Annotated in this window: 27 protein-coding genes; 1 reads left to right on the top strand and 26 read right to left on the bottom strand. The window is 64.2% G+C overall.

Features of this window, described 5'->3' with window-relative positions:
• Positions 1–4 precede the first annotated feature (4 nt).
• Positions 5–1,786, top strand: coding sequence for a chloride channel protein (locus tag NKI69_RS23680; RefSeq protein ID WP_352441893.1), 1,782 nt, complete (start codon positions 5–7; stop codon positions 1,784–1,786).
• A 49-nt stretch (positions 1,787–1,835) separates the two neighbouring features.
• Here NKI69_RS23680 and NKI69_RS23675 read toward each other — a convergent pair whose 3' ends face one another.
• From NKI69_RS23675 to flgC, 26 genes are all read right to left on the bottom strand, one after another.
• Positions 1,836–3,479: an MFS transporter gene (locus tag NKI69_RS23675; RefSeq protein ID WP_023810021.1), complete on the bottom strand. Its 1,644-nt coding sequence runs from the start codon at positions 3,477–3,479 to the stop codon at positions 1,836–1,838.
• Between the two features lie 229 nt (positions 3,480–3,708).
• Positions 3,709–3,975 (bottom strand): flagellar biosynthesis protein FliQ, encoded by a 267-nt coding sequence (fliQ, locus tag NKI69_RS23670; protein ID WP_013529773.1) that lies wholly within the window; start codon positions 3,973–3,975, stop codon positions 3,709–3,711.
• A gap of 24 nt (positions 3,976–3,999) precedes the next feature.
• Positions 4,000–4,407 (bottom strand): flagellar hook assembly protein FlgD, encoded by a 408-nt coding sequence (gene flgD, locus NKI69_RS23665; protein WP_013529774.1) that lies wholly within the window; start codon positions 4,405–4,407, stop codon positions 4,000–4,002.
• Positions 4,407–4,850, bottom strand: a complete 444-nt coding sequence (gene flbT, locus NKI69_RS23660) for a flagellar biosynthesis repressor FlbT (RefSeq protein ID WP_023810019.1) — start codon at positions 4,848–4,850, stop codon at positions 4,407–4,409. Before flbT ends, flgD begins: the two co-directional genes overlap by 1 nt.
• Positions 4,847–5,194, bottom strand: a complete 348-nt coding sequence (gene flaF / locus NKI69_RS23655; RefSeq protein ID WP_023810018.1) for a flagellar biosynthesis regulator FlaF — start codon at positions 5,192–5,194, stop codon at positions 4,847–4,849. Before flaF ends, flbT begins: the two co-directional genes overlap by 4 nt.
• A gap of 31 nt (positions 5,195–5,225) precedes the next feature.
• Positions 5,226–6,269 (bottom strand): flagellar hook-associated family protein, encoded by a 1,044-nt coding sequence (locus tag NKI69_RS23650; protein ID WP_023810017.1) that lies wholly within the window; start codon positions 6,267–6,269, stop codon positions 5,226–5,228.
• A gap of 4 nt (positions 6,270–6,273) precedes the next feature.
• Positions 6,274–7,728 carry a flagellar hook-associated protein FlgK gene (gene flgK, locus NKI69_RS23645; RefSeq protein ID WP_128303090.1) on the bottom strand — a complete coding sequence of 485 codons (1,455 nt, stop codon included), beginning with the start codon at positions 7,726–7,728 and terminating at the stop codon, positions 6,274–6,276.
• A 27-nt stretch (positions 7,729–7,755) separates the two neighbouring features.
• Positions 7,756–9,012, bottom strand: a complete 1,257-nt coding sequence (locus NKI69_RS23640; RefSeq protein WP_352722609.1) for a flagellar hook protein FlgE — start codon at positions 9,010–9,012, stop codon at positions 7,756–7,758.
• A 79-nt stretch (positions 9,013–9,091) separates the two neighbouring features.
• Positions 9,092–9,760, bottom strand: coding sequence for a response regulator transcription factor (locus NKI69_RS23635; RefSeq protein WP_352722628.1), 669 nt, complete (start codon positions 9,758–9,760; stop codon positions 9,092–9,094).
• Positions 9,761–9,982: 222 nt separating this feature from the next.
• The gene (locus NKI69_RS23630; protein WP_352613312.1) at positions 9,983–10,570 is read right to left on the bottom strand and encodes a transglycosylase SLT domain-containing protein; all 588 of its coding nucleotides are present in this window, start codon (positions 10,568–10,570) and stop codon (positions 9,983–9,985) included.
• A complete protein-coding gene (gene fliK / locus NKI69_RS23625; protein ID WP_352722608.1) occupies positions 10,500–11,606 on the bottom strand; it encodes a flagellar hook-length control protein FliK in 1,107 nt (368 codons plus the stop codon). The genes NKI69_RS23630 and fliK overlap by 71 nt, the downstream gene beginning before the upstream one ends.
• A gap of 272 nt (positions 11,607–11,878) precedes the next feature.
• Complete coding sequence (locus NKI69_RS23620; protein ID WP_352722607.1) at positions 11,879–13,258, bottom strand: MotC family chemotaxis protein; 1,380 nt, start codon at positions 13,256–13,258, stop codon at positions 11,879–11,881.
• A complete protein-coding gene (locus tag NKI69_RS23615) occupies positions 13,255–14,589 on the bottom strand; it encodes a MotB family protein (protein WP_023810012.1) in 1,335 nt (444 codons plus the stop codon). Before NKI69_RS23615 ends, NKI69_RS23620 begins: the two co-directional genes overlap by 4 nt.
• Positions 14,586–15,212, bottom strand: coding sequence for a hypothetical protein (locus tag NKI69_RS23610; RefSeq protein ID WP_023810011.1), 627 nt, complete (start codon positions 15,210–15,212; stop codon positions 14,586–14,588). The genes NKI69_RS23615 and NKI69_RS23610 overlap by 4 nt, the downstream gene beginning before the upstream one ends.
• A 3-nt stretch (positions 15,213–15,215) precedes the next feature.
• The gene (gene fliF / locus NKI69_RS23605) at positions 15,216–16,862 is read right to left on the bottom strand and encodes a flagellar basal-body MS-ring/collar protein FliF (RefSeq protein WP_023810010.1); all 1,647 of its coding nucleotides are present in this window, start codon (positions 16,860–16,862) and stop codon (positions 15,216–15,218) included.
• 132 nt (positions 16,863–16,994) lie between these two features.
• On the bottom strand, positions 16,995–18,059 hold the full coding sequence (locus NKI69_RS23600; RefSeq protein ID WP_127290416.1) for a flagellin N-terminal helical domain-containing protein: 1,065 nt from the start codon (positions 18,057–18,059) through the stop codon (positions 16,995–16,997).
• Positions 18,060–18,326: 267 nt separating this feature from the next.
• Positions 18,327–19,313 carry a flagellin N-terminal helical domain-containing protein gene (locus tag NKI69_RS23595; RefSeq protein ID WP_128304916.1) on the bottom strand — a complete coding sequence of 329 codons (987 nt, stop codon included), beginning with the start codon at positions 19,311–19,313 and terminating at the stop codon, positions 18,327–18,329.
• A gap of 197 nt (positions 19,314–19,510) precedes the next feature.
• Positions 19,511–20,242 (bottom strand): flagellar type III secretion system pore protein FliP, encoded by a 732-nt coding sequence (gene fliP, locus NKI69_RS23590; RefSeq protein ID WP_128304917.1) that lies wholly within the window; start codon positions 20,240–20,242, stop codon positions 19,511–19,513.
• Positions 20,239–20,733 (bottom strand): flagellar basal body-associated FliL family protein, encoded by a 495-nt coding sequence (locus tag NKI69_RS23585; RefSeq protein ID WP_352441899.1) that lies wholly within the window; start codon positions 20,731–20,733, stop codon positions 20,239–20,241. Before NKI69_RS23585 ends, fliP begins: the two co-directional genes overlap by 4 nt.
• Positions 20,734–20,752: 19 nt before the next feature.
• A complete protein-coding gene (gene flgH, locus NKI69_RS23580) occupies positions 20,753–21,460 on the bottom strand; it encodes a flagellar basal body L-ring protein FlgH (RefSeq protein ID WP_127290408.1) in 708 nt (235 codons plus the stop codon).
• The gene (locus NKI69_RS23575; protein WP_502897946.1) at positions 21,457–22,041 is read right to left on the bottom strand and encodes a MotE family protein; all 585 of its coding nucleotides are present in this window, start codon (positions 22,039–22,041) and stop codon (positions 21,457–21,459) included. The genes flgH and NKI69_RS23575 overlap by 4 nt, the downstream gene beginning before the upstream one ends.
• 9 nt (positions 22,042–22,050) lie before the next feature.
• Positions 22,051–23,292, bottom strand: a complete 1,242-nt coding sequence (locus tag NKI69_RS23570; RefSeq protein WP_352441901.1) for a flagellar basal body P-ring protein FlgI — start codon at positions 23,290–23,292, stop codon at positions 22,051–22,053.
• The gene (gene flgA / locus NKI69_RS23565; protein ID WP_031212802.1) at positions 23,289–23,816 is read right to left on the bottom strand and encodes a flagellar basal body P-ring formation chaperone FlgA; all 528 of its coding nucleotides are present in this window, start codon (positions 23,814–23,816) and stop codon (positions 23,289–23,291) included. The genes NKI69_RS23570 and flgA overlap by 4 nt, the downstream gene beginning before the upstream one ends.
• Before the next feature lie 3 nt (positions 23,817–23,819).
• Positions 23,820–24,608 (bottom strand): flagellar basal-body rod protein FlgG, encoded by a 789-nt coding sequence (gene flgG, locus NKI69_RS23560; protein ID WP_013529795.1) that lies wholly within the window; start codon positions 24,606–24,608, stop codon positions 23,820–23,822.
• An 11-nt stretch (positions 24,609–24,619) separates the two neighbouring features.
• Entirely contained in the window at positions 24,620–24,946 is a 327-nt protein-coding gene (gene fliE / locus NKI69_RS23555; protein ID WP_023810002.1) for a flagellar hook-basal body complex protein FliE, read from the bottom strand.
• Positions 24,946–25,362, bottom strand: coding sequence for a flagellar basal body rod protein FlgC (flgC, locus tag NKI69_RS23550; protein ID WP_013529797.1), 417 nt, complete (start codon positions 25,360–25,362; stop codon positions 24,946–24,948). The genes fliE and flgC overlap by 1 nt, the downstream gene beginning before the upstream one ends.
• Positions 25,363–25,364 lie beyond the last annotated feature (2 nt).

Here is a 25,364-nt window from a genome sequence, read left to right as displayed (position 1 = left end):
CCCGGTGCTTTCCAGAAACCACAGCGAAGTCTACGCCCGCCGGCTGCGCGCGGTGCTGGTCAGGTCGTTGCCTCTGCTCGAGGCACGCGGCATCGTGGTGGTCATCCTCGCAGGTGTCGTAGGCGTGATGGCTGGCATATTGGTCACGGCGATGAGCCAGATCGTGCAGGACCTGCACGGGCTGCTGTTCGGCGTTCAGCCAGGCGGCCGGCTTTCCGGCATGTTCTCGCTCGCCAATCCGATGCAGGCGCTGATACCGGCGATCGGCGGCATGCTGCTGGGGCTGACGGTGGTCTGGCTCAGGATACGGAAATTCCGCACGCCGATCGACCCGATCGAAGCCAATGCGCTCTATGGCGGGCGCATGTCGCTGACCGACACCTTCATCATCGCCGGCCAGACGATGATCTCCAGCGGTTTTGGCGCCTCGGTCGGGCTGGAAGCCGGCTATACGCAGGTTGGCTCCGGGCTGGCATCGCGGCTGGCGGGCATCTTCAGGCTGCGCCGCAACGATGTCCGCATCCTGGTCGGCTGTGGTGCGGCCGGCGCCATCGCCGCCGCCTTCGATGCACCGCTGACCGGCGCCTTCTACGGCTTCGAATTGGTCATCGGCATCTACTCTGTCGCCAATGTCGCACCGGTCTTGACAGCCGCGATCTGCGCCTCGCTGACCGCCGAAATGTTCGGCGGCGTGCCGTTTCCGCTCGAGCTTTCGGGCCTGCCTGCGCTCACCGCCAGCCAGTATGTGCCGTTCCTGCTGCTCGGCCTGCTCGGCGGTGCCGCCTCGATCGCCATCATGCATCTGGTGACGTTGATCGAACGTGGTTTTGCCAGACTGTCGATCGATGCGGCGCTGCGCCCCGTCATCGGTGGCGTCATCGTCGGGCTGCTGGGTCTTATCACCCCGCAAGTGCTGTCAAGCGGCCATGGCGCGCTGCATCGCGAATTCTCGATGAATTACGGGCTGGCCGTGGTGGCCAGCGTCTTCGTGCTCAAGCTGACGGCGTCGGCGGTGTCGCTGGGGTCGGGTTTTCGCGGCGGATTGTTCTTCGCCTCGCTGTTCCTCGGCGCGCTGCTCGGCAAGGCATTCGCGGATGTGATGATTGTCGTCTCGCCGGCAACCGGCATCGACCCTGCCGTTGCCGCCGTCGTCGGCATGACGTCGCTCGCAGTCGGTGTCGTCGGCGGTCCGCTGACGATGACCTTCCTGGCGCTGGAATCGACCCGCGACCTGACGCTGACCGGCGTTGTGCTGGCCGCCTCGATCATGTCGGCGATCCTGGTGCGCGAAACCTTCGGTTACTCGTTCTCGACATGGCGCTTCCATCTGCGCGGCGAGACCATCCGCAGCGCCCACGATGTCGGCTGGATGCGCAGCCTCACAGTCGGTTCGATGATGCGCAAGGACATCAAGACCATCTATGCCTCGACGACGCTGGCAGCCTTCCGCAAGCAAGTGCCGCTCGGCTCTGCCCAGCGCGTCATCGCCGTCGACGCGGGCGACCACTATGTCGGCGTGCTGATCGTAGCCGAACTGCACAGCGATCCTTCCGGCGGCGAGGTCCCGGTGCGCGATCTTGCCAAATACAAGGACGCGGTGCTGGTGCCGAGCATGAACGTGCAGGCCGCCGCGGAAACATTCCAGCGGGCGGGCGCCGAAGAACTCGCTGTCGTCGAGGATTTCACCGACCACATCGTGCTGGGGCTGTTGACCGAAGGCCATTTGATGCGGCGCTATGCCGAGGAGCTCGACAAGGCGCGCCGGGACCTGTCGGGCGAGGGGTGACGGGAGGGCCAAGCGGGGTGCCTGCGACAGGGGGCGCGGTTGCGGAGCCCTAATGCTCGATCGGTCCCTTGGCCATCACCAGGGCCGTGCCGGCGGTGGTCGGGCGCTCGATCATGCGTCGCACCCGCGGCGGTTCGTCGCCGCTGTGCAGGGCCCGCACGCGTTCGCCGATGACAGCGTCGGCATGGGTGATGCGTCCATTGTGCCTGATATATTCGATCCAGGTCGGCGTGTGATAATGCTCGATCCATACGGTGGGATTCTCGAGATCGCGCGCCAGCGTCCAGTTGCGGGCGCCGTCACGACGGCGGATGCGGCCGCGTTCGGCCATGATGGCGAGGAACTCCGGTTCGTCCTCGTGCCGGATCACATACTCGATCATGATGGCGATGGGACCACTGCGCGGCTTCAGGTCAAGCGCAAGGTGCGGTTCCTTGAAGCGATTGAGCGGGTCGAGGTTGAGCACCTGCTGTTGCGGCAGCGGGAGCAAAAGACCGATGGCGCCGCCGGCCAGCATGGCGACGCTGGCTGCGATCAGCGCGGTTTCGGCGCCGTGCGCATCGGCGACGACACCCCAGATCCAGCTGCCGAGCGCGATGCCGCCGAAAGTCGCGGTCTGGTAGACCGACAGCACCCGGCCGACCACCCAGCGCGGCGTCGCCATCTGCACCGTGACGTTGAAATGCGAAAGCGCGATCACCCAGCAGGCGCCGCCGACAAGCAGGCCGAGCGACGTCTGCCAGGCATGCTGGCTGACGGCGGCATTGAATGCGCAGACAGCGAAGCCGGCAAAAGCACAGCGCACCATCGTCTCGCTGGACAGCAACTGCCGCAGCCTGACGCTGATCAAGGCGCCGCCGACCGCGCCGATGCCGAAGGCGCCGAGCATGATGCCATAGGTCAGCGCATCGCCCTTGACGACATCGCGCGCCACCAGGGGCAGCAACGCAAGCACAGCGCCTGCACTGAAGCCGAACGCAGCACCTCTGACCAGCACCTTGCCGATGTTAGGCGACATGGCGACATAGCGCAGGCCGGCGCCCATGGCGGCCCCCAGCGATTCGCGCGGCAAGGTCGATACCGGCACGTCCGGCTTCCAGCGCGCCAGCACGACGATCAGGCCGATATAGCTCACCGCATTCGCCGCGAAGGCGGCCGCCGCACCGGCCGCGGCGACGATGATGCCGCCGATCGCCGGACCGACGCTGCGCGTCAGGTTAAAGCCCATCGAATTGAGGGCGACGGCCGCCGGCACCTTGTTGCGGGGTACGATATCGCCGACGGAGGCTTGCCATGACGGGCTGTTGAGCGCGGTGCCGCTGTCGATCAGGAAGGTGAAGGCAAGCAGCGTCCATGGCGTGATCAGGCCGGAATAAGTGAACACGGTCAGGAGCACCGACACCACCAGCATGAAGGTCTGGGCGACCAGCATCACCTTGCGCCGGTCGAAACTGTCGGCGATGGCGCCGGCTACGAGTGCAAACAGCATGATCGGCAAGGTGGTCGAAGCCTGGACCAGGGCCACCTGATAGGGCGAGGTGGCGATCGTGGTCATCATCCAGGCGGCGCCGACACCCTGGATCAGGCCACCGAAATTCGAGACGAGACTTGCGCCCCATACGGCGCGGAAAATGCCGTGACGGAAGGGCGCCAGCGCCGAGACGCTCTCGCTGTCCGGCTTTTCGTCAATCATTTGGGGTTCCTGCCATGTCGTGCCTGCTCGTCAGACAATCCGTTTGCGCAGACCGTTTGCCGAAAGTAGGGCATGGCGCCGCAAAGGGCAAAAAAGCTCATGGTCCAACAATGGGATAGAGGCGGTCCAGGCCTTGTCCGCCGTGGGTCCGGAGGTGCCGCGGGGATCGGCGGCTCTGTCTTCAGACAATTGCGAACGGCATGCCGCGGCACACCATCCTGGAACAGGTTCAGAATCCGTTCTGGATGCGCTCGAAGATGACGTTGGTGAAGGCCGATATCTGGCTGCCGATGAAGGGGCCGGTCAGCGCCACCACCAGCATGATGGCGACGATTTTCGGCACAAAGGTCAAGGTGATCTCCTGCACCTGCGTCAGCGCCTGGATGAGGGCGATGCCGATGCCGACCACCATGGCGACCAGCACCACCGGAGCCGACGCGACGAGCACCGTCCACACCGCATACTGGACGATGTCGAGAGCGTCGGCCTCATTCATGGGACTGGCTCTCTGCCGAAAGCGTCAGCTTGCTGCCTTGACCGAAACTCCCGGACCGACCGCGACTTCGGTGCCGTTCTGCAGCACGGCGATGAGACCGTTGCTGGCGAGGCGCACCGAAGCCACGGTGCCCGTCGTCAGGCCGTCGGCGGAGGTTATCGAGCGCCCGATCAGTGCGTCGGCCTGCGACAGCGCCGAGGACTGCATGATCTGATTGAGCTTGGTGTTGGTCTGCACCGATTGCTCGACCTGAGAGAAGGTGGCGAGCTGGGCGACATATTGCGTCGAATCCATCGGCTTGGTTGGATCCTGGTTCTTCATCTCGGCGATCAGAAGCTTCAGGAACGACTGGTAGTCGACCGCTGTCTTCGAGGTCGACGCCGTGGCCTGATTGGCGCCGGTCGGAATCGTCGTCGTCATGTCCACGTTCATCAGTATCGTGCTCCCACAGCCAACGGGCGCTCGGCACCCGAAACATCGTCATTACCACCCAGCGCGCGGCGTTCGAGCGGATAAAGCGCGCGGATCGCCTTCAGCGCCTCGTAGATATGATCCTCGCCGACCATGCGGTCGATCTGTTTCAGCGCGCTGCAGATCTGGGTGTCCTCGAAGCTTGCCAGAAGCAGCGGCAGCGAACGGCGGAACATGTCGCGTGCGGCGGCGGCGCCGGCCGGGTTCATCAGCATGACCTGCAGGATGAAATAAAGCTGCTTGAGCGGCGTCGAGGCATCGTCGGCCTGAATCACGTGGCTTTCGAGCAGGAACTGGACGTCGTTCATCAATTCGACGGTGACCTTGCGGTCGACCCGGATGACGGCGCCGTTGATGTAGATCTTTTCGTTCGGCTTCAGCGATATCTTCAGCGTGTTGGTCATTGAATGCCGTCCCTGATGATCTGGGACACCTCGATCAACCCTTCGAAATTGTTGGTGCGGCCCTGACGGATGTCCTCCGCCTCGCGCAGCAGCCACAGGCCGATGGAAATGAGGTTGGCGCGCAGTTCCTTGGGCAGGGCGTTGTCGCTGGAGCCAAGATCCTCGACGAAGGCGGTCCAGACGCGGTTGGTGAAGTGAAGCGCCTCGATCGCCTCCATCGAATCGTGGCCGGCCGCTGCTGCCGCCGCCAGCATGTCGATCGAGCGGGTCAGAAGCTCCCGCTCGCGGTCCTTCGCGTCGGCAACGGAGTTGCTCTGGATGTCGGCGTAGGAGAATTGGTACATCGTTGGGGCTCTACCGTTCCGTTAAGCGTTGTCAGGTCAGGTAATTCAACAGGCTGAGCTGCTGCAGGCGTGCGGTCAACGCGAAAGACGTTTCGATGTGCTGTGTCAGGTCCGCGACCCGTGTCGCGGCTGCCGCCGGATCGACGGCTTCCAGATCGAGAATGTGCCGTTCGAAAAGGTCGACCTGCGTTTTCATCCGATCGTTGGCATCGGAAACCCGCTTCTGGACGATGCCGGTCTCGGATTGAAGCTGGCCAATGCCGCTCAGCGCTTCGCCAACCAATGTGGTCGAGCGGCTGACAACCGTATTCTTCGCCGCCTGGCTGATGTTGCTGGACATCAGGCTGCTGACCATGGCTGCCGCCATGGCGAGTTTCTGAATGCCATCGCTGTTGGCGCTGGTCGAAGTCGGTGTGGTTTCGTTGAGTGCGATGCGGCTGACGATCTGCTGGTCGGTGGCGTTCGACCAGTTGCCTTGCCAACCCGCGCCCGTGAACTGCGGCACGACATCATTGGTGATGAAATCGTCCATCTGGGCAGCCGTGATGTTGGCCGCTGCCGGGTCGTCCTGGGTGAAACCGAAATTGGTGAGGAAAGCGGTATCGAATGCAGCCTTGGCAGGAGAGCCGGCAGCGGTGAAATCGTTGATCGGCTTGACGTCTGTGTTGGTGCCGGCAAACAGATATTCACCATTAACGCTGGTGTTGAGGATCGAGGTCAGCTGCTGGATGGTCGCCTTGCCGGAGTCCCGGGTGAGGCTGTTGGACGAGTCGCTCGAGGAAGCGGTGGTCAGGGCGGACAGGAAGGTCTGCGCGGCGGTGGAGAGCTGACCAAGCGAGGTCTGCGTCGAGGAAAGCCGGGCGCCGACCAGGCCGTTGGAATCGATGATGACGTTGAGCCGGTCAAGATCGCGCTGGAAGGTGACGGCCTGGGTGGTGCGCCCACCGAGAGCCAGGCCGACGTCAGCGACCCGGCCCGTCGAGGATTCTTTGGTGGCTTTGACGAGTTCGGCCTGCATGCGCATCTGCTGGGAGCGCATGGCATTGGAGATTGCGGCCGAGGAGACTGAAGTCATGGAATTATCCCACCGCGTTGAGCAAGGCCGTCAACATGTCGTCGACGGTTTTCATCATCCGGGCTGATGCCTGGTAGGTGTGTTCGAGGTCGAGCAGCAGCGACATTTCCTGGTCGACATTGACCCCGGTCGCGTTGGACAGCGCCTCGGCGCTGCGCGATGCCAGTGCTTCCTTGGCGTCGGAGGCGGTCGAAGCCTGCTGGCGCACGCTCTCGAACCAACCGATCGAACTGGCGGCGTAGTCGGATACGCTGGAGGTTGCCGAAACGCCGGCGGCGGGGTCGAAAGTCATCGGCTGGTCGAGCCGGTCGCCATAGGCAACCAGAAGGGTGGAATAGGACGCGCCGCCGCCCGTGTTGGCGACATAGGCCGCACCGTTGGCACCGCCGTCGCGCAGCAGCGTCGGGTTGCCGCCGGTGCTCGGGTCCATCGCTGCATTGACGCTGATGGACGCGGCAAGGCCGGTGACCAGCGTGCCGGCGGCCGGCACGGCCGGCGCTCCCGACCAGGTGAACAGGCCGGCGGCATTGGCCATCGAGGGTGCGGTCTCGGCAAAAGCGGTGATCAGGCCACGCGCGGTCTCATCGAGCTGGCTCTGCATGGTCGAGGCGACGCCGTCGCGCAATTGCAGCAGGCCGGCAAGCGTGCCGCTGGCGCTGGTGTTGCCGCCGGCTCCCGCCGAGATCGGCACGTTGTCGATGTAAACGGCATTGCCGGCGGCACCCGCGGTATAGCCTGCCGACGCCGCGAAGGTGACCGTGCGCGGTATCGTCTCGAACAAAGTCGTGCCGTCACCGGTGGTGATGACCATGTCATTGTCGCCTCGCGTGAAGGTCGACACCGGGACATAGTTCGAAATCTTCTTCAAAAGCGCGTCGCGCTGGTCGAGCGCATCGGAAACGTCGGTGCCGGAACGGGTTCCGGACATGACCGCCGTGTTGGCATCCTGGAACTGGCTGAGCAGCGAGTTCAGGTCATCGACGGCGGTGGCGATCTGGCCGTCGGTCTGGGTGCGGAAATCCTGGACTGCCTTGGAGCCCTCATTGAGCGAGCGCACGACCTGCTTGGCGGCGTCGATGACCGAGGCGCCGAGGTTCTGGTTCGACGGCGAGGTGGCGTAGAGCTGCAGCGCCTGCTGCAGGTTGGCGATCGCGGTCGAGGGCGAGGACGCATTGTCGACGCCATTGACCGCAACGCCCAGCTGATCCATGCCGCTGTAGAGCGCGTTCTGCCCGCTCCAGGCCGACAGCGCGCCGAGATTCTGGCGAAACAAAAGCTCGTTGGCTGCGCGCTGGATATCGACCGAACGCGCGCCCGGCGCCGTGCTGGTGACGACGGCCTGACGCCGTGAATAGTCCGGGTTGGAGGCGTCGGCCACGTTGCGCGAGACAACGCTGGTCTGTCGCGCGGTGTTCATAAGCGCCGACTGGGCGATACTCAATGCGGTAGACAGTGACATGCGGGTCTTTCGCGGGCGACGCCCGTCTTATCTCTTCAGGTTGACAAGGACGTCCATCAGATCGGAACCGGTCTGGAAGACTTTCGAATTGGCGGTGTAGCTGCGCTGCGCCGCGATCATGTTGGTCAGCTCTTCGGCGATGTCGACGTTGGAATTCTCGAGCGCGCCGGAGATGATGGAGCCGAGCTTGCCTTCATTGGCAAAGCCGACACGAACCGCGCCGGACTCGGTGCCCTGCGAATAGACGTTGCCAGGCAGCGCGGTGAGCTGATCCGGGCTCTGTACGTCAGCCAGCGGGATCTTGTAGAGCGGCTTGGTGGAGCCGTCCTTGTACTGCGCGTAGATGGTGCCGTCCTTGCTGATCTGAACCTTGTCGATGGTGCTCGGCGCGTTGCCGTTGACCTGGGCGTCGGAAACCGTGAAGCCGGCGCCAAGCTGGGTCAGCGCAGACAGATTGAGCGAAAAGGCGGCGCCGTTGGGCACGGTGAGGGAGACGCTGTCGACGGCGCCGGTGAGCTTGCCAGTGGTGGCGTCGAACGTCAGGTTGGCCGAGCCCAGCGCGCCGCCGGTATAGGGGAATGCTGTCCCGGCCGTGGCCTGAGACTGATCGAAGACCGAGACCTGCCAGGTGCCGGCGCCGGTGTTGGTGAAATAGACGTCGAGCAGCTTCTTGTTGCCGAGATTGTCGTAGGCAACCATCGAGGATTTCGAGGTGTACTGCGCGCCGACAGCATTGGTGGTGGGCAGATTGCCGGCGGCGACCGGGGTCGCGCCGGCCGGCAGGTTGCCGGCATAGCTGCCCTCGGTGCTCGGCGTTGCGGTCATTCCCTGGTCGGAGATGACAACCGGGACCAACCCCTCGAAGCCATTGACCGTCGCTGCCGGTACGCCGTTGTCGTAGCTGTACGCCATCAGCTGGAAGCCGGCCGAGTTGACCAGTCTGCCTTGACCGTCGGGAACGAAAGCGCCGGCCCGGGTCAGGTAGGGGGTGCCGCTCGGATCCTGAACGACAAAGAAGCCATCGCCGCTGACGGCAAGGTCGGAAACCGAGGTCGTGTACTGAAGCACACCCGGATCGCTGACCGCCTGGCGGATCGTCGTGGTGACGCCGCCGGAATTATAGGCACCGCCGGTCGACGGCATGACCAGCGTCGAGAATTCGGCGGAGGACCGCTTGTAGCCGGTGGTGTCGGAATTGGCGATGTTGTCGGCGACCGTCGACAGGCGGTTTGCCTGGGCGTTCATGCCGGAGACGCCGGTCCGCATCATTCCGTAGAGGCTCATCGAAACGTCTCCGCTGTGTCCATGCTGCTGGCTACGAGGCTACGCATGTTTTCTTGCGCGAGGCTGGCGCGGCGCTGCATCAGAAGACGAGCCGGTAGCCGAGGAAACGCTTGGAATCGATCGGGTCGGTGCCCAGCTTCTCGCGCAGCTTCTTGCGCAGTTTGCTGATGTGGCTTTCCACCACGTTCTCCTCGACCTCTTCGTCGAAGATGCCGTAGATGGCATTGAAAACCTGGGTCTTGGTGACACGGCGCCCCCGATTGCTCGCCAGATATTCGAGGATGCGGCGCTCGCGGCGCGGCAGGGGGAGGGGCTGACCGTCGATCTCGGGGTCGCGGCCGTCCATGAAGATGCGCATGGCGCCGATCTCGGTGTAGGCGACGTCTTCCTGGGCGCGGCGGCGGATGGCGGTGATGCGGGCCAGAATCTCGCGGATATGGACGGGCTTGCGAATGACGTCGTCGACGCCGCTCTCGAACAACCGCAGCGTGTTCTCCAGCGAATGCTGTTCGCTGAGCGCAATGACCGGAGCGCCGGTGCGGTCGCGGATCTGGCGGGGAGAGATGGAACCTTCGTTGCAGTCGCCGATGAGGAAGGCTCGGACCGAGCGCAGATCGGTGTCCGCGGCCGAGTTCACCCACTCACCGAATTCGCCGGACGCAAAGCCTGCACAGGCGATGCCCTCACGATCGAAAAGTGAATTGTATCCCTCTGTTACGAGCTCGCGCTCGTCAACGATCACAATCATCGGCCCCGCCTTCCGAATCAAATCATTTGCCCCGTGAAGAGAGGCGTATCCGCTGGCGGGAATCCTGAACAACCGTCATTTCTTGTAGCTAGTTTCTTGGGAGTCTGGAATCGTACCGGTTGCATTAGCGGGCGGCCAGATGTGCTTTCGGCGGCAAGGTATGATCAAGTCAAACCAACAATTCGGGTTGTACGGTTGGTCTATTAGTAACGGGAAATGCGCTTACGGGTTGCAGAAGCCGCGGGCGTTCGCGGTCCATTTTCCAAAGCCGGTGGCGACCATGTTGGCAATGACGCGGCAGACATAGATCTTCTGCGCCGGGTCGTTGTCGGGACCGGCATGATAGCGGGCAACGGCCATCGACCAGGTCTCGTGACGGGCATGAAGGCTGGCCAGGAAGCGCGCCGCATAGTCGACGTTCTGGCGTGGGTCGAGCATGTCCTCGACGCTGCGAAAATGCGATGCGTGATAGTGGTGATTGATCTGCATGCAGCCCAGATCGATCAGGGTCTTGCCCTCGCGCCGGGCATTGGCGAAGGCGGCAAGGGCCTCGGTCCGGCTCCTCGGAAAGACTGCTTTTCCTTCTATATTCAAGGCATTGGGTTGAAGGCTGCCCTTGTTTCCGGTCTCCGTCAGGCCAACGGCATAGAGGATGCCGGCGGGCACGCCATAACGATCGGCGGCGCGCAGGATCTCCGGCTCGCAGGGGTTGGCCGTAGCTGCGGCGGCGTTTGCCGCGCTAGATAAAGATATCGCCGCCAGCGCGCTCGCGAGCAGGCGAAGTGCCGCGGCCGTAGTCCTGCGCGTCATCGTTGCGTTTCCCTGAGGATTGCTGGCCCGGTTGCTGGCCGCCGGCTCCACCATTGCCGCTGCCCGAATTCCCCGGTTGAAAGGATGCTGGATCGCGGCCTGTCGCCGCCGCCATAGGAGCGGTTGCATCCGTCCGGGTTGTAGCGGGAGCTGCTACCGAAGGTTGCAGTATCGTGACCTTGTCAACCTCAAAGCCGAGCCCCCGCAGTGACTTGACGATGGCCTCGCTGTCGGCCGACAGCCGACGATAAGCGTCATGCGTTTCAGGCATCAGCTCAATCGAAAGTTGTTCCCCGGAGAGGCGAAGATTGGCCGTCACCATGCCAAGTTCGGCGGGGTGGAGTTCGATCTTCAACACATGTGTCGGAACGGCAACAGAGCTGGCCAGATGGGTGGTCGTGGGTGAGGCTGAAAGCGCCTTTTGCGGCCCGGCGTCGGCGGCTATGGCGTTGATCACATTGAGGGCTGCCTGGCTGATGGGACTTTGCGGCGGTGCGGGGAAACTCCGTTCCGACACCACGTCGATGCGCGCAGTGGACAGGGACTGTTTTCCCGCTTCTGGACGCATCGAGGACTGGACATCCTCGATGCTCTTCATCGCATTCGCGGTGTGCTTCGACCGCACGCCGGGCACATCGGCGGCCGGTGCGTCCGACAGCTTCTGGGCCGCCGCTGCGGCGTCGCGTTTTGGCGCGCTGGAGGCAGCGCTCGGCGACTGACCGTCAAACGCCGTCAAAGGTCCGTCGACGATCGACGCCTGCTCCGGCTTCGACATGGTTTCGAGTGCTTCGCGTCCGCCCGCGGCTTTTGGCCGGTAGGTCTTTGGCAGTGAAGCCTGCCCATCGAGCGCCGGGTCCGACGGATTCTCGCCGGTGGCCGTATTGCCCCCGGCTGCCTTGGCCGTTGTCGCGAAATGCCGCAGGTCATGAAACGCGATCAGCAGCGGCAGGTCGTCCTGAAGCGGCCCGGCATCCGGCGCCGTATCTTCAGCGTCGGCCTTCGCGTTTTCTTCCAAATCGTCCTTGCCGGTTTTCACGTTTGCCACTTTGGCCGAGATGGTCCTTCCGGGCTCGGCCGATGCTGGTTCGGCCCTGGCGTCATGCCCGGCAAGGCCGGCAGCGAGCTTGCTCCAGCGCTGGTCGCGCGATCCCGCCTCTGTCGAAGGCTGCCGTTCCGGGCGGGCAGCACCGGCATCGTCGCGCAGCATCTCGCCGAAGCCGGCGTCATCGTTCCTGCCGTTCGCGGCCGGCTGCTCCGACGTCGCGCGCGTGGAGGCAAATCCTGGCAAGGCCGAGCCGAGGCTGGTGGTCATTTTGGGGCGGCTCCAAGCATCTGGTCGATCAGGTCGAGCTGTCGACGTGTTCTGGTCATGGCGGCGTCGGTCGGATCGGCGGGCTCTGGACCGGCTGCGGGTGACGGTGCCGACGCTGGCATGACAGTCGCAGGGTCGGCGGATGCCGCTGCTGCCATGTCCGGCGCATTGGCGGCTGGTCCGCCGGAGGCCGCGGTGACGGCGGGTTGCTCCGAGATGGCGCCTTCGACCGGCGGCAGGCCACTGTCATCGGCGCCTTGCGCCGTGGCGATCTCGGGCACCGGCTGCGCCGCGGCGGCAGGAACTGGGGCAGGCTTTTCCGCCGGAAGGGCGGTGGGCGGCGCGACGACCTCGCCGGCAATGGCCTGCGCGGCGTCGAGCAAAGCGCGGTCGCCCTCCGACAGCCGGCTGCGGTCGATCTTGCCGAGCTTGGCGCGAACGTCCTCGATTGTACCCGAGGTGACGGTGGAAAGGCTGGCATAGAGCAGGGCGCGTGGATCGTCCTGATTGGTGTTGCCGTCGCGGCCCTGTTCCGCCCGCGCCGAAGCGAAGGCCGACAAGTCGTTCAGGCCGTCTATCGCGGCCCGGCGGGCGATGCGCAGATAGATCACCTTCTCGCGCTCGGGATCCATCATCGAGGTGATGTCGCCCAGCTTGTCCTGGCTGATCGACATGTGCAGCGCGATGACGCCGGAGACGAAGGAGTCGGCGAACTGGCTGGCATAGGGCGAATAGAGATAGCGCTCGACATATTGGGTGGAAGCAAGGGCGAAGCGTGCCGCGTCGCCTTGCGCGACTGCAAGGCCAACCGAACGGCGAAGTGCCGCTTCCTCGACCAGCGTGCCGGGGCTGAGCAATCTTGCCTCGTCGAGCAGACGGAGTGCGGTCGCCGGTTGATCGCCGGCAAGCAGTGAGCCTTTGACCAGGGCGAGGAAGGCGCCGAGATCCGGGGGCAGCGCCATGGGATCGATCGGCCTCAAGGCTTCGATAGCCTCGCCGGGCCGGCCGTTGAGGTAATCAATCACGCCTTTGGCGATGGCAAGGCTTTGCGGGTCCGTCGTAGCGCGCGACGTGGCCGCTTCGACGGTCACCGGGTTGCCGCCGCTCATGCCATAGACAAGCAGAGCTCGAAAGTTCTCGGGATCCTTGTAGTCCTCGGCATTCGCCGCCCGCAGGCGCGCATCTGCCATCTCCAGCAGCTTGGCTTGCATCGGCAGGGCGGCATGATCGCCGGCGGCTATGCGGTCCTGGATGAGTTGCAGCGAGCGCACCAACTGATACGGCTGCAGCGTATCCTGGGCGAAACCGGTCGACGGGTGTCCGCCGGCCAGCAGCAACAGGCCAATCAACCGGCGGGTGACGGCCGCTCGCTTCATCCGCCGGTCGCCATCAGGATCTCGATGCGGCGGTTCGCGGCCGCCAATGGATCGGCTGCTATTTTCGGCTGGCGGTCGGCGAAGCCGGCGACCTCGGTGATGCGGCGTTCGTCGACGCCGCCGCGCACGAGCATGTAGTAGGCGGAATGCGCGCGCGCCGTCGACAGGCGCCAATTGTCGTAGCTGTCGCCGCGGAACGGCCGGGCGTCGGTGTGGCCGTTGATGCTGATGGTGCCCTTCTGGCTGTTGACGATGCGGCCGATCTTCTCCATCGCCAGCACCAGTTCGCGTCTCGGCAATGCCGAGCCGACCTCGAACATGCCGAAGTCGAGCTGGTCGGTGATCGAGATGACGACCCCCTTGTCGGTGGCTTCGACCGAGACGCCGTCGTGCAGCTTGTCGCCGGGCTTGAAGGCATCGGCCAGTTGCCGCTTGACGTCGGCCGCTGCCTTGACGGCAGCCGCGGTTGGCGCCTTCTCGCCGACGTCAGGCTTGGTGGCGTTTTGCGTCGCGGCTTTCGCTCCGCCCGCGACCGTGGTGCCGTCCGGTTTGGTCTCGCCGGCCATTGCCGTGGCAGGGTTCGCGGCCTGCTTGCCGGTCGCGTCCTTAGCCAGCGGCTCGAGCGGTGCCGCGACAGGCGGCACGGCTTTGACTTTGAGCACTTGCGTTTCGGCGGTCTTGTCGCCGGGCTTGGCCGGATCGCCCTCGATCTTGGTGCGCTCGGCGCTGGCCTCGGCGCCGGGCGCCGCGACCTGCTGCGACCAGAAATCCGGCTCGAAGGGATCGCGGTAGGAGGCGCCACCGGAGGCGCCGGTAGCCGGTCCGGCAGCCTGCACGCCGCCGTCGCCTTTCTGGCTGACATTCTGCATGACGCCGGTATCCGCGGCGATTTCCGAAAGCACCGCGTAGGGGTCGGCGAAGAGATGATCGTCGGTGCGTTCCGCCTGCTGCGGCTCCTGCTTGTCCTGCTTGCGGTCCGACGCGCCCGCGCCGGCATTGCCGTTCTGTCCGGCTTTGCTGGTCGCCTCTTGCGGATCGTCGGCCGTCAGCCCCATGGCGCGCGGGCCGTCGCCGAGATCCTCCAGGCCCTTGCGGCTCGAATTGCGGTCGACCAGCTTGACCGGGTTGAAGTAGCTGGCGACGGCTGCCTTGGTCTGCTCGTTGGCGGCGTTGATCAGCCACATGACCAGGAAGAAGCACATCATGGCCGTCATGAAGTCGGCGAAGGCGATCTTCCAGACGCCGCCATGGTGGGCTTCGTCATGGTCGTCATGACTGCGCCGCACGATGATGATCTCGTGGCGGCCGTGATCGGCGTCGGCGACGCTCATGCCAGGACCTCCGAGAGGGTCGTCGACCATTCGGCCATGCGCGTCTCGAACACCGCCTCGTCGATGGCGACGGTCAGGTCGAAGCCTGGCGCCTCGACAAAATCGAGATTGGCGGCGCGGGGTCCGAGCGACGCCTTCAGTGTTTCGAACATCGAGAGCGGGCCGCGCACGACGATGCGCACCGCTTCGGCATCGCCAACCGCTTCGCGAACGGCGCCGGCCAACGCATCGATCGAACGTTTCTGCAGATCGTCGCTGACGATGCCGCCGATGATGCGGGCGACCGTGGCGGCGACAAGTCCGGTCACGCGCGCCTCCATCGCATCGATGCGCAACGAGACAGCCTTGCCGACATCGTCGCCGAGGCTTTCGAGAAATATCCTTGCTTCCTCGGCACTGGCCTGGCGTTCGGCTTCGAGCGCGGCGTCATGCGCAGCCGACAGGCGGACCTCCAGCGCTGCCTCCGCCTGGGCAACCGCCTCGGCGATCAGCGTGCCGATATCGGCTTGTGGCGCCGGCGTCTCGGGCTTGTGGTCGGGATCGACTGCTGCCCGGGGCTGGCCGGCGCGTTGCGCGCGCGTCCCGAAATCGGGCAGAAGGTCGAAGAGGGCTACGGAGGGCATGGTTTACACCGCCACTTCCTGGGCAGCCCATTTGCGCAGGATCTGCGCGGTGCGCTCCTCGTTGAGATCGACCATCCTGGCAAGCCTGTCCTGCGGCGCCGGCCGGATCTTCTGGCGAAGATCGTCGAGCGGCGTGGGGCCTGGGCGTGTGCCTGGCAAGGTCCCGATCGCGGCACTGTCGGTGGCCGCCATTGCCTCCGGCGTCGGCAGCGAGCGCTGGACGTCGTCGAAGCTGGGACCTGCCAGGGCCGGAGTAGCCTTTGCCGTCAGCGCCGCGGCCATCGGCCTCAGGCCGAAGAAGGCGACCAGGAACACCACGACGATGAAGGCACCGGCATTGATCATCGTGCCGGCATGCTGGCCGATAGAATCGAGCATTCCCGCCTGCGGGATCGCCTCGCCATCCAGGCCATCGATGAACTCGACCGCCGAGACGTCGATGATGTCGCCGCGCTTTTCGTCCAGGCCGGTGGCGGACGTGACCATCTTCTGGATCTCGGCGACGCGCTTGGCGATCTGCTCCGGCGTGGCGTCCTTGCCGAGGATGGCCGTCAGCCGCTGCTGATTGACGACCACGGCGATCGACATCTTGGTGACGGTGTAACCGTTGGAGACCGTGGCGATCTTCTTGGAATTGATCTCGTAGTTGGTGATCTCTTCCCTGCGGTCGTTTTGCGAGGAGGATTGCGGGCCATCGGTGGCGGTTGCCTGGGTCTCGGGCAGGTTCTGCTCGACGCTGGCCGGAGTGGAAGCCTGCTTCTGGTTGTTGTTCTCGTTGGCCCGCACCGACTGCACCGAGCGTTCGACGCGGGAATTCGGATCGAAGATGGTCTCTTCCGTCTGGCGGGTGTCGGTGTTGACCTCGGCCTTGACGCTGGCGCGGAAATTGTCGGGGCCGAGATAGGCCGTCAGCGCACGGCGGATGTTGTCTCCGATCTGCGCCTCGACGGTCTGCTCGACGCCGAGCGTGCGGGCGGCGCTGGTGTTGGAAGGGTCGTCGCCCGCAGCCAGCAGATTGCCGCTGGAATCGAGAACAGTCACCTTGTCTGCCGACAGGCCGGGAACGGCGGCGGCGACGAGATGGCGGATCGACATGGCGCTCTTCTCGGCGTCGATGCCGGCGTAGCGGATGACCACGGAAGCGGAGGGCTGCTGCTCGTCGCGGCGAAAATTGGCGCGTTCGGACATGACGATGTGGACCCGCGCAGCCTTGATGCCCGATATCGACTGGATGGTGCGGGCGATCTCGCCTTCCAGCGCGCGCACGCGGGTGATCTGCTGCATGAAGGAGGTGAGGCCGAGCGAGCCGACATTGTCGAACAGTTCGTAGCCGGCATTGGCGCTGGTCGGCAGGCCCTTTTCGGCGAGCAGCATGCGGGCCTGAGCGGTGGTGCCGGCCGGCACCAGAACCGAGGTTCCATCGGCGCCGACATCGAAGCCGATACCGGCTTCGCCCAGCACCAGGCCGATCTGGTTCACGTCGGCACGGTCTAGTCCCACATAGAGCGTGTCGTAGGCGGGGCGGTTGAGATAGACCGAGGCGATGCCGATGACGCCCATCACCAGAACGGCGATGCCCGCCAGCATGGCGAGGCGCTTCACGCCAAACCCGCGGAGATTCGAGATGATGCTCTGGATCTGTTCCGGCACGGTTCAACGACTCCCAGCATGATTGTCCGCTGGAACTCTAGTCTTCGAAGCTTGTGCGAAAATGAAATCGGGCCGCGCTTGCGGCGCGGCCCGATTATCTGATGGGAAGGTGGGCGCCGGTGGCGCCCGTGATCAGCTCTTGAACAGAGACAGGATCGACTGCGAGGCGGCGTTGGCGATCGACAACGCCTGGATGCCGAGCTGCTGCTGCACCTGCAGGGCCTGGAGACGGGTCGATTCCTTGTTCATGTCGGCATCGACGAGCTGGCCGACGCCGCGGTCGATGGAGTCCATCAAGCTCTGGGTGAAGGTCTTCTGCAGGTCGATGCTGCTCTTGGCCGAGCCGAGGATGGTGGCGGAGTCGGTCAGCTGGGCCATGACCTTGTCCATCCTGGTTACCATCTGCGTGATGATGTCGTCGGTTACCCCTGGGGCCGTGATGTCGAGGTTGTAGGCGGAAATATTGTCGACCTTGGCGACCGCTCCCGCCGCCGTCTGGCCGGCTGTGTTCGCGGCGATATCCGTTCCTCCGCCCGCGATCACGCCCGCATAGGCGTTGTCGTACAGGGTCTGGGCGGCGCCCGTGGAATAGATGGAGGTTTTGCGATCGAGGGTTCCGGAATTCTTCACCTCGGCGGCGAGGCCGTAGTCGAAAAGCTTGGTGCCCTCAACATCGATGTTGATCGTTCCGATCGACACTGCGCCGGATGAGGAGCGATTGAATGAGGACACGATCTGCGAGTCGGGCTGAACGCCATCATTGGGGGCGGCAGTCTGCTTGGAGGTCACCGCCAGGAAATTCGAGCCGGAGAAGGTCGCCGCATCGGCAAACGACTTCATCTGCGTCTGAAGCGCCTTGATCTCGGTCTGGGTTTTTGCCTTGGCGGCATCCGTCTGACCGACCATGGACAGCACCTTGGTCTTGATCTGCCCGATCGTTGTCAGCACATTGTTCATGCCGGTGTAAGCGGCGTCGACCTTCGAGGCGCCGAGGCCGAGTGCATCCTGCACGGTCGACAGGGCCGCGTTGTCGGAGCGCATCGTGGTGGCGATCGACCAGTAGGCGGCGTTGTCCGAGGCCTGCGAGACCCGGTAACCGGTCGATATGCGGGCCTGCGTCTGTTCAAGCGACTTGTTGGTGGCGCTGAGGCTTTGAAGTGCGGTTAACGCCGAAGCGTTGGTCATGATGCTCGCCAAGAAAGTCGCTCCTTCTCAAAAGCCGACATGCTCAGACATGCCGGATGGGCCTGTTCAACGGGTGGCATCGTGCCGGTCGGACCGATTCGCCAACTGTCGTAAGCTATTGGTTAACCATAACTAGCGCGGCATGGTTAACAGCCTGTTAAAAGCTGGCTTTTGAGAGTTAAGCATCGAGGGTTGCGTGGGGCTGGAGCAAAACGCAAATCGGGCCGCGCTTTTGGCGCGGCCCGATTTTTAGTGCGAACTGCGGTTGAGCGAAGGCGATTAGCCGCGGAAGAGCGACAGGATCGACTGCGACGAACCGTTGGCGATCGACAGCGCCTGGATGCCGAGCTGCTGCTGGACCTGCAGGGCCTGCAGACGGGTCGATTCCTTGTTCATGTCCGCATCGACGAGCTGGCCGACACCGCGATCGATGGAGTCCATCAGGTTCGAGGTGAAGGTCTTCTGCAGGTCGATACTGCTCTTGGCGGCGCCGAGCGTGGTGGCGGCGTTGGTCATGGCCTTGAGCGCGGCGTCGACGACGTTCATCTGCTGCGCGATCTGGCTATCGCTGGCAGCCGTGCCACCCGAAAAGATAGTGAGCGAGGCAACCGAATAGGTGTCGGTTGCCGCTGCTGCAGCACCCAGGGTGGGGTTCGAGGCCGTGGCAACAGCAGCGCCCGTGGTGCCGAGGCGAGCCGTGTCGAGAATACCCTTGGCGGTTGGTGCCGCGCCGGCATCGTACAGCTTGATGCTTTCCACATTGACATCGATCGTCGAGATCGAAGCCGCGCCGGTCGCGTCGCGGTTGAAGGCCGAAACAATCTTCACGTCGGCCGCGGTGCCTGTCGCAGTGGACACCGAAAGCATGTTGGTGCCGGAGAAGGTGGCGCCATCGGCGTAGGCCTTCAACTGGTTCTGAAGGGCGGCGATTTCGACCTGGGTCTTTTCCTTGGAGGCGTCCGTCTGGCCGTAGGACGCGACCAGCTTGGTCTTGATCTGGTTGATGGTATCGATCGCGCTACTCATGCCGGTATAGGCTGTGTCGACCTTGGAGGCGCCGAGGCCGAGAGCGTCCGAAACGGTGGACATTGCCTGGTTGTCGGAACGCATTGTGGTGGCGATCGACCAATAGGCGGCGTTGTCCGAAGCCTGCGAGACCTTGTAGCCGGTCGAAATGCGGGCCTGGGTGTCGGTGAGGGATTTGTTGGTGGCGTTGAGGCTCTGCAGAGCCGTCAATGCGGCGCTGTTCGTCATGATGCTGGACATGGTACTCGTACCTTGATTTTACAGGTATTTTTTACATACCGGCTCTACCGGTATGACGGTGCGGCATCATGCCCATGATCTCTCAAATCGATCACCCGCCATCTGCGAGCGAATATGCGGGCAAGTCCCTACCAAAGGGCTAAACCGGACGGTTAATCGAAAATATATTGCTGGGATTTCGAGCCGGCGCGGCAGGGTCAGTTGAAGGAGCGCACCAGGCTGCCGACAAGCAGGTTCCAGCCGTCGATCAGGACGAAGAACAGGATCTTGAACGGCAGCGACACCACTGTCGGCGGCAGCATCATCATGCCCATCGCCATGGTGATGGTGGCGACGATCAGGTCGATGACCAGGAATGGCAGCACGATCAGGAAGCCGATCTCGAATCCGCGCCGGATCTCCGAGATCATGAAGGCTGGCACCAGGATGCGCAGGTCGACGGTGTCACGCGAAACGGTCTGGCCGCGCTCGCGGGCGAGGTCGGCGAAGAGGTCGAAATCCTTGTCACGCACATTGTGCAGCATGAAGGTGCGGAACGGGTCCGAAATCTTGTCGAAGGCTTCGGTCTGTGTGATCTGGTTGTCCATCAGCGGCTTGACGCCGGTGTTCCAAGCCTGATCGAAGGTCGGCGCCATGACATAGAAGGTCATGAACAGCGACAGCGAAATCAGGATGAGGTTTGCCGGTGTCGACTGCAGGCCGATGCCGGCGCGCAGGATCGAGAAGGCGATGACGAAACGGGTGAAGCTGGTCACCATGATCAGCAGGCCTGGCGCCACCGACAGAACGGTCAGCAGGCCGAACATCTGGATGATGTAGCCGACGGTGGTGCCGTCAGCCTTGCCGATGCCGCCGAGATCGAGTTGCTGGGCCGCCGCGATGGAGGTGGCGGCGGCGATCATGGCCGTGGCGAGAAGGAGTTTTCTCATTCGAGCAGCAATGTCCTGATGAGTACCTGTTTGGCGTGACCCTGGCTGCGGATCGCGGCGCGGTCTTCGAGGTCGGCCTTCAGGTGCTGGTAGCCGCTGGCGCCCTCGATCTGATGCATCTTCAACGTGCGCACCAGGGCCAGAAGGTCCTGGTGGATGTCATCCGACATTGCCTGTGGCTGCGGCGCGTCATAGACGATGGACACCTCCATCCTGATCCAGGTGCCGGCAGGCGAGGCGATGTTGGTGGTGATCGGCGCCAGCACGACCAGTGTAGGCCCCACGGCTGGCTGCTCGGCAGAAGCCGGCTGCTCCGTCTTGCCTTCATTCTCGGGCGCCGCCGGTACCGACGACGGTGCGTCGACACCCTTCAGATAGCCGCCGGACATCCAGCCCATGCCGATGGCGGCCGCCGTCACAACCAGCAGCATGCCGGCCTGAATGGCAAGGGAGGGACCCTTGCGCGGCTGGACCTGTTCGACATTTGCCACTGTGCTCTGTTCCCCAACCCTAGAACGGAAGAACCTGGTCGAGAATCTGCTGGCCGTAGGCAGGCTGCTGAACCTCGGTGATGCGACCGCGTCCGCCGTAGGAGATGCGGGCCTCGGCGATGCGTTCGTAGGGGATGGTGTTTTCGGCGCCGATATCGGCCGGCCGCACGATGCCGGCGAGCGTCAGCACCCTGAGCTCGGCGTTGACGCGCACTTCCTGCGATCCGGTGATCATCAGATTGCCGTTGGGCAGCACATCGGTGACGATCGCCGCGACATTGAGCTCAAGCGTCTCCGAGCGCTTGATCTCGCCGTCGGCGGTCGTGTCCGTGGTGGAGCTGAGAGCCCCAGCGCCCTTGCCGGCGGTGCTCCACTTGTCCCACTGCGCGCTGAGGTCGTAACCGAGCTTGCGATTGGCGGTGCGGCTCCTGTCGTTCTGGTTCTTGAAGTTGGCTCGATCGTTGATCTTGATCTTGACCGTCAGGATGTCGCCCTGGGACAGCGCCCGCGGGTCGGTGAACAGCCGGCTCTGGCGGTCGTCCCACAACGAGAATTTCTTGACCGGCGCGGGCGGCGTTTGCGGATAGCGATAGAGGGAGCCAGTACTGCCGCCATCGATGCCGGAGCCGACCGGGGACAGAGCCGGCTCCCTGCCGACCTCCTTGAGGTTGGTTCCGCAACCCGACAGCACGGTGACCGCGCACAGGACAAGCATTTTCCGGATCATGACGGGTCTACCCTTCGGGCTGCGCTGGCCATAATGCCGGTGAGCGTCGCCGCCGCCTTCTGGTCCATTTCGTTGAGGATGACGCTCGCCTTGCGTGTGTCGAGCTTCATCAATATGGCCGCAGCCAGATCGGCGTTGACGATGGCCAGCCGCTCGGCAGCGGCGTCGGGTTTCATGCCGGCGTAGATCTGGACGACGCCGTCCTCGGCCCGGGCCAGGAAAATCTCGCGCCGCTTCAGCCAGGTCTCGTATTCAGCTTTCTTTGCATCGAGAGCTTTCATGCGCTCGTCAATGCCGGCCTGGAGCTGCTTCAGTTCCTCCGCTTGCAGGACATAGCGGCGGTCGCGGGCGGCGTCGGCGATGTTTGAGCAGAAGCGCTCGATCTCGCTTTGGTCCGGCGCGTTTTCCCGTGTCAATTGCCGCGGCGGCGCTGCCACCGGTGCTCCCGGCAGGACCTGGCGGACCGTCTCCTCGCCGCGTGCGGTGTCGCCGGCAAAGGGCAGAGCCGCGAGAATAGCGGTCGCAAGCAGGATCGCGGCTTTGCGGTGTCTGCCGTCATGGCGTGGGAAGGAGCGCGTCATCGGCATCGCCTATTGCAGAACCAGGTCGGCCTGCAGGGCCCCGGCCGACTTTATGCCCTGCAAAATGGCGATGATGCCGTCCGGCTTGACCCCGAGGCGGTTGAGGCCGGAAACGAGGGTCTGGAGATCGGGTCCGTCAAGCACGGCAACGCGGGCGTCGGGCCGGCTGGCGTCGATGGCGGTGAACGGTTCGACGGCGGTTTCGCCCTTGGAGAAGGGCTCGGGCTGGACGACGCGCGGCGCTTCGGTGATGCGTACGGTGAGCGTGCCGTGGCTGATGGCGACCCGTGAGATCTTGACGTCATTGCCGATGACGATGGTGCCGGTGCGCTCGTCGATCACGACACGGGCCGGCGTGTCGGATTCGACCACAAGGTTCTCGATCTCGGCATAAAAGCGCGCCGCCGAGACACCCTTCGGCCTTCTGATCTGAACGGTGCGCGAATCGCGCTCGGCCGCGACCCGCATGCCGAAGCGTTGGCCGGTGTAATCGTTGATGGCGTCCGCGATGCGGATAGCGGTCGAGAAATCGGGATTGCGCAGTTGCAGCGTCAGGATCGCCTGATCGTCGAACTCGGCCTGGACAGCACGCTCGACGATGGCGCCGTTCGGCACGCGGCCGGAGGTCGGCACGCCTTGCGTCAGCTGCTCGGCCTGTCCCTGGGCGGTAAAGCCGGACACGATGACCGAGCCCTGGCCGACGGCATAGATCTCGCCGTCCGCCGCCTTCAGCGGCGTCATGATCAGCGTGCCGCCGGAAAGCGAGGTCGCGTCGCCCATCGAGGAGACGTCGATGTCGATGCGGGCGCCCGACTGCACGTAGGGCGGCATGTTGGCGGTGACGATGACGGCGGCGACATTCTTGGCGCGTGCACTGCCGCCTTCGGTGGCGATGCCGAGGTTTTCGAGCATCGCGCGGATAGACTGTTCGGTAAATGGCGAGTTGCGCAGGCTGTCGCCCGATCCGGCAAGGCCGATGACCAGGCCGTAGCCGACGAGCTGATTGTCGCGCGAACTCTGCAGCTGGGCGATGTCCTTGATGCGCGAGGCGACCTGGCCCGGCGGCAGCGAACTCGGCCCGGTCGACACCCGGAACATGCGGCTGGTGGTGGCCGGATCATATTCGGGATCGTTGTAGACGCCGCCATTCTTGGCGGCGAGCTCGCGCTTGGCCTTCGGCGTCAGGCCGTCGGCCAGCGCCGGCTGCAGGCCAAGCACGGCTGCCAGTATCAGGGTAAGCCCGCGCATCATGAAGCGCTGACCTGGATGGTTCCATCCGCCATCACCGTGCCGGACAGGACTTTGCCGCTGTCGATGTTGCGAACCTTGACGAGGTCGCCCGCGGCTCCCGGCTGCAGCGTCACGGCGGTGGCCGAGATCGTCAGCCCGCCGGCGATGAAGAAGATCTGCACGGAAGCACCCTGTTCGACCAGCCAGGCCTCGCGGATGGCGGTGGAGGGAATGTAGCGGCCGGGCAGCAACGTGCGCTTGGCGACCTTGCCATCCAGTTCCTCGACCCGTGTGGCGACCGCCTCTGGCTTGTGCTTGCCGACGATAAGGGTGACCTGTTTCAGGGCAGCCAGGTTGATGGTCTCGCCGGGATAGATAACCCGGCTCGGAATAAGCACCACCTCGCCGACAGCTTGATTGCTGGCGATCCGGGTGGCCGACTGGTTGGCCGATTCCTGGGCAAAAGCCGGCATCGTGCCGGTCACCAGCGCAAGGACGAGCGCGCTGCGGCGGAATGCGGACAGGAGGCCGGGCGTCGACATCATGCGTTACCTGATGTTCTTGGAGACCACGGAGGCCATGTCGTCGGCGGCCTGGATGACCTTGGAGTTCATCTCATAGGCGCGCTGCGCCGAGATCAGCTCGGTGATTTCCTTGACCGGGTCGACGTTGGAGGCTTCGAGATAGCCCTGCTGGATGGTGGCGAAGCCTGGATCGCCAGGCACGCCGACATTGGCTGGCCCCGAAGCCGTGGTTTCCTGGAACAGATTGTCGCCGAGCGGCGCCAGGCCGGCCTCGTTGGCGAAATTGGCGATCTGAAGCTGACCGAGGTTCTGCAGGTCGGTCTGGCCGTCGATGCGGGCGAAGACCTGGCCGGTCTTGTTGACGATGACCTCGACGGCATCCACGGGGACGTTGATTGCCGGAATGACGGCAGCGCCGTCGACCGTCACCAGCTGGCCGGTGGCGTTGGTGTTGAGAGCGCCGGCGCGGCTGTAGAGCGTGCCGCCGTCGGCACCCTCGATCTGAAACCAGCCCCTGCCGGTCAGCGCCAGGTCGAAACTGTTGCCGGTGCTGGTCAGTTCGCCCTGTGTGTGCACGTTGCGCACGGCCGTCGTCTTGACGCCGAGGCCGATCGAGACGCCCTCCGGCACCAGCGAGGCGTTGGAGCGGTTGGGCACGCCTTGCGTGCGGTCGACCTGATAGAGCAGGTCGGAGAATTCGGCACGGGCGCGCTTGTAGCCGGTGGTGTTGATGTTGGCGATGTTGTTGGCGATGACTTCCAGATTTGTCTGCTGGGCATTCATGCCGGTGGCGGCGATGGCAAGTGCTTTCATGGCGGAATTCCTCAGATGCCCATTCGACTGACTTCGAGATACGCGGAAACCACCTTGTCGCGGATGGCGACGGCGGTCTGAAGCGCCTGCTGCGCGCTCATCACGGCGTCGACCACCTGACGGGTGTCGGCGTCGCCCTTGAGCGCCTGCATCGATACCTGCTCGGCATTCTGCATCGTGTCGACGGTCTTGGAGGCTGCCTGGCTCAGCGCCTCGGCAAAGGAGGTGCCGACATTGCCGCCGGCCGAGGGTGTTGCGCCGCCCTGGAGCAGGCTTGTCGCCGTGTCATCGCCGCCGATCGACGGCTTGAACTGAAGGGCTCCGATACCGCTGATCATTACTGGTTCCTCATCAGGTCGATGGTCATGGAAATCAGGTCACGGGCCTGCTTGACGACCTGAAGGTTGGCCTCGTAGGAGCGGTTGGCCTCGGTCATGTCGGCCATTTCGATCAGCACGTTGACGTTGGGCATCTTGACGTAGCCCTTCTCGTCGGCTGCCTCGTTGCCGGGCTGGAACTCGACTGGAAAGTCACTGGGATCTCGATCGATCGAGTTCACTGCAACCGTTGAACTGCCGGAGGCCCGGTCAAGCTCGGAGACGAAGCTGATGGTCTTGCGGCGATAAGGATCGGAGCCGGGCGCGGTGCCGGTCGACTGGGCGTTGGCGAGGTTTTCGGAAACCACGCGCAGGCGCTCCGACTGGGCGCCGAGGCCGGATGCTGCGACTTTGAGGGCTGCGGTCAGTGCGTCCATGG

It is taken from the genome of Mesorhizobium sp. M0491, from assembly GCF_040321265.1.
GTDB lineage: Bacteria > Pseudomonadota > Alphaproteobacteria > Rhizobiales > Rhizobiaceae > Mesorhizobium.
Note: the sequence above shows the minus strand (reverse complement) of the source record. Positions and strands in the feature narration are given on the sequence as shown.

Coding starts and splice junctions, on each gene's coding strand:
- flaF (WP_023810018.1), bottom strand. CDS start 5,194: ATGTACCAATTCTCCTACGCCGACATCCAGAGCAACTCCGTTGCCGAC.
- flgD (WP_013529774.1), bottom strand. CDS start 4,407: ATGAACGTGGACATGACGACGACGATTCCGACCGGCGCCAATCAGGCC.
- NKI69_RS23675 (WP_023810021.1), bottom strand. CDS start 3,479: ATGATTGACGAAAAGCCGGACAGCGAGAGCGTCTCGGCGCTGGCGCCC.
- flbT (WP_023810019.1), bottom strand. CDS start 4,850: ATGACCAACACGCTGAAGATATCGCTGAAGCCGAACGAAAAGATCTAC.
- NKI69_RS23635 (WP_352722628.1), bottom strand. CDS start 9,760: ATGATTGTGATCGTTGACGAGCGCGAGCTCGTAACAGAGGGATACAAT.
- flgC (WP_013529797.1), bottom strand. CDS start 25,362: ATGGACGCACTGACCGCAGCCCTCAAAGTCGCAGCATCCGGCCTCGGC.
- NKI69_RS23610 (WP_023810011.1), bottom strand. CDS start 15,212: ATGCCCTCCGTAGCCCTCTTCGACCTTCTGCCCGATTTCGGGACGCGC.
- flgG (WP_013529795.1), bottom strand. CDS start 24,608: ATGAAAGCACTTGCCATCGCCGCCACCGGCATGAATGCCCAGCAGACA.
- flgA (WP_031212802.1), bottom strand. CDS start 23,816: ATGATGTCGACGCCCGGCCTCCTGTCCGCATTCCGCCGCAGCGCGCTC.
- flgK (WP_128303090.1), bottom strand. CDS start 7,728: ATGTCACTGTCTACCGCATTGAGTATCGCCCAGTCGGCGCTTATGAAC.
- NKI69_RS23570 (WP_352441901.1), bottom strand. CDS start 23,292: ATGATGCGCGGGCTTACCCTGATACTGGCAGCCGTGCTTGGCCTGCAG.
- NKI69_RS23620 (WP_352722607.1), bottom strand. CDS start 13,258: ATGAAGCGAGCGGCCGTCACCCGCCGGTTGATTGGCCTGTTGCTGCTG.
- NKI69_RS23575 (WP_502897946.1), bottom strand. CDS start 22,041: ATGACGCGCTCCTTCCCACGCCATGACGGCAGACACCGCAAAGCCGCG.
- NKI69_RS23650 (WP_023810017.1), bottom strand. CDS start 6,269: ATGACTTCAGTCTCCTCGGCCGCAATCTCCAATGCCATGCGCTCCCAG.
- NKI69_RS23595 (WP_128304916.1), bottom strand. CDS start 19,313: ATGTCCAGCATCATGACGAACAGCGCCGCATTGACGGCTCTGCAGAGC.
- flgH (WP_127290408.1), bottom strand. CDS start 21,460: ATGATCCGGAAAATGCTTGTCCTGTGCGCGGTCACCGTGCTGTCGGGT.
- fliE (WP_023810002.1), bottom strand. CDS start 24,946: ATGATCAGCGGTATCGGAGCCCTTCAGTTCAAGCCGTCGATCGGCGGC.
- NKI69_RS23615 (WP_023810012.1), bottom strand. CDS start 14,589: ATGAGCGTCGCCGACGCCGATCACGGCCGCCACGAGATCATCATCGTG.
- fliP (WP_128304917.1), bottom strand. CDS start 20,242: ATGAGAAAACTCCTTCTCGCCACGGCCATGATCGCCGCCGCCACCTCC.
- fliQ (WP_013529773.1), bottom strand. CDS start 3,975: ATGAATGAGGCCGACGCTCTCGACATCGTCCAGTATGCGGTGTGGACG.
- NKI69_RS23640 (WP_352722609.1), bottom strand. CDS start 9,012: ATGAGCCTCTACGGAATGATGCGGACCGGCGTCTCCGGCATGAACGCC.
- NKI69_RS23630 (WP_352613312.1), bottom strand. CDS start 10,570: ATGACGCGCAGGACTACGGCCGCGGCACTTCGCCTGCTCGCGAGCGCG.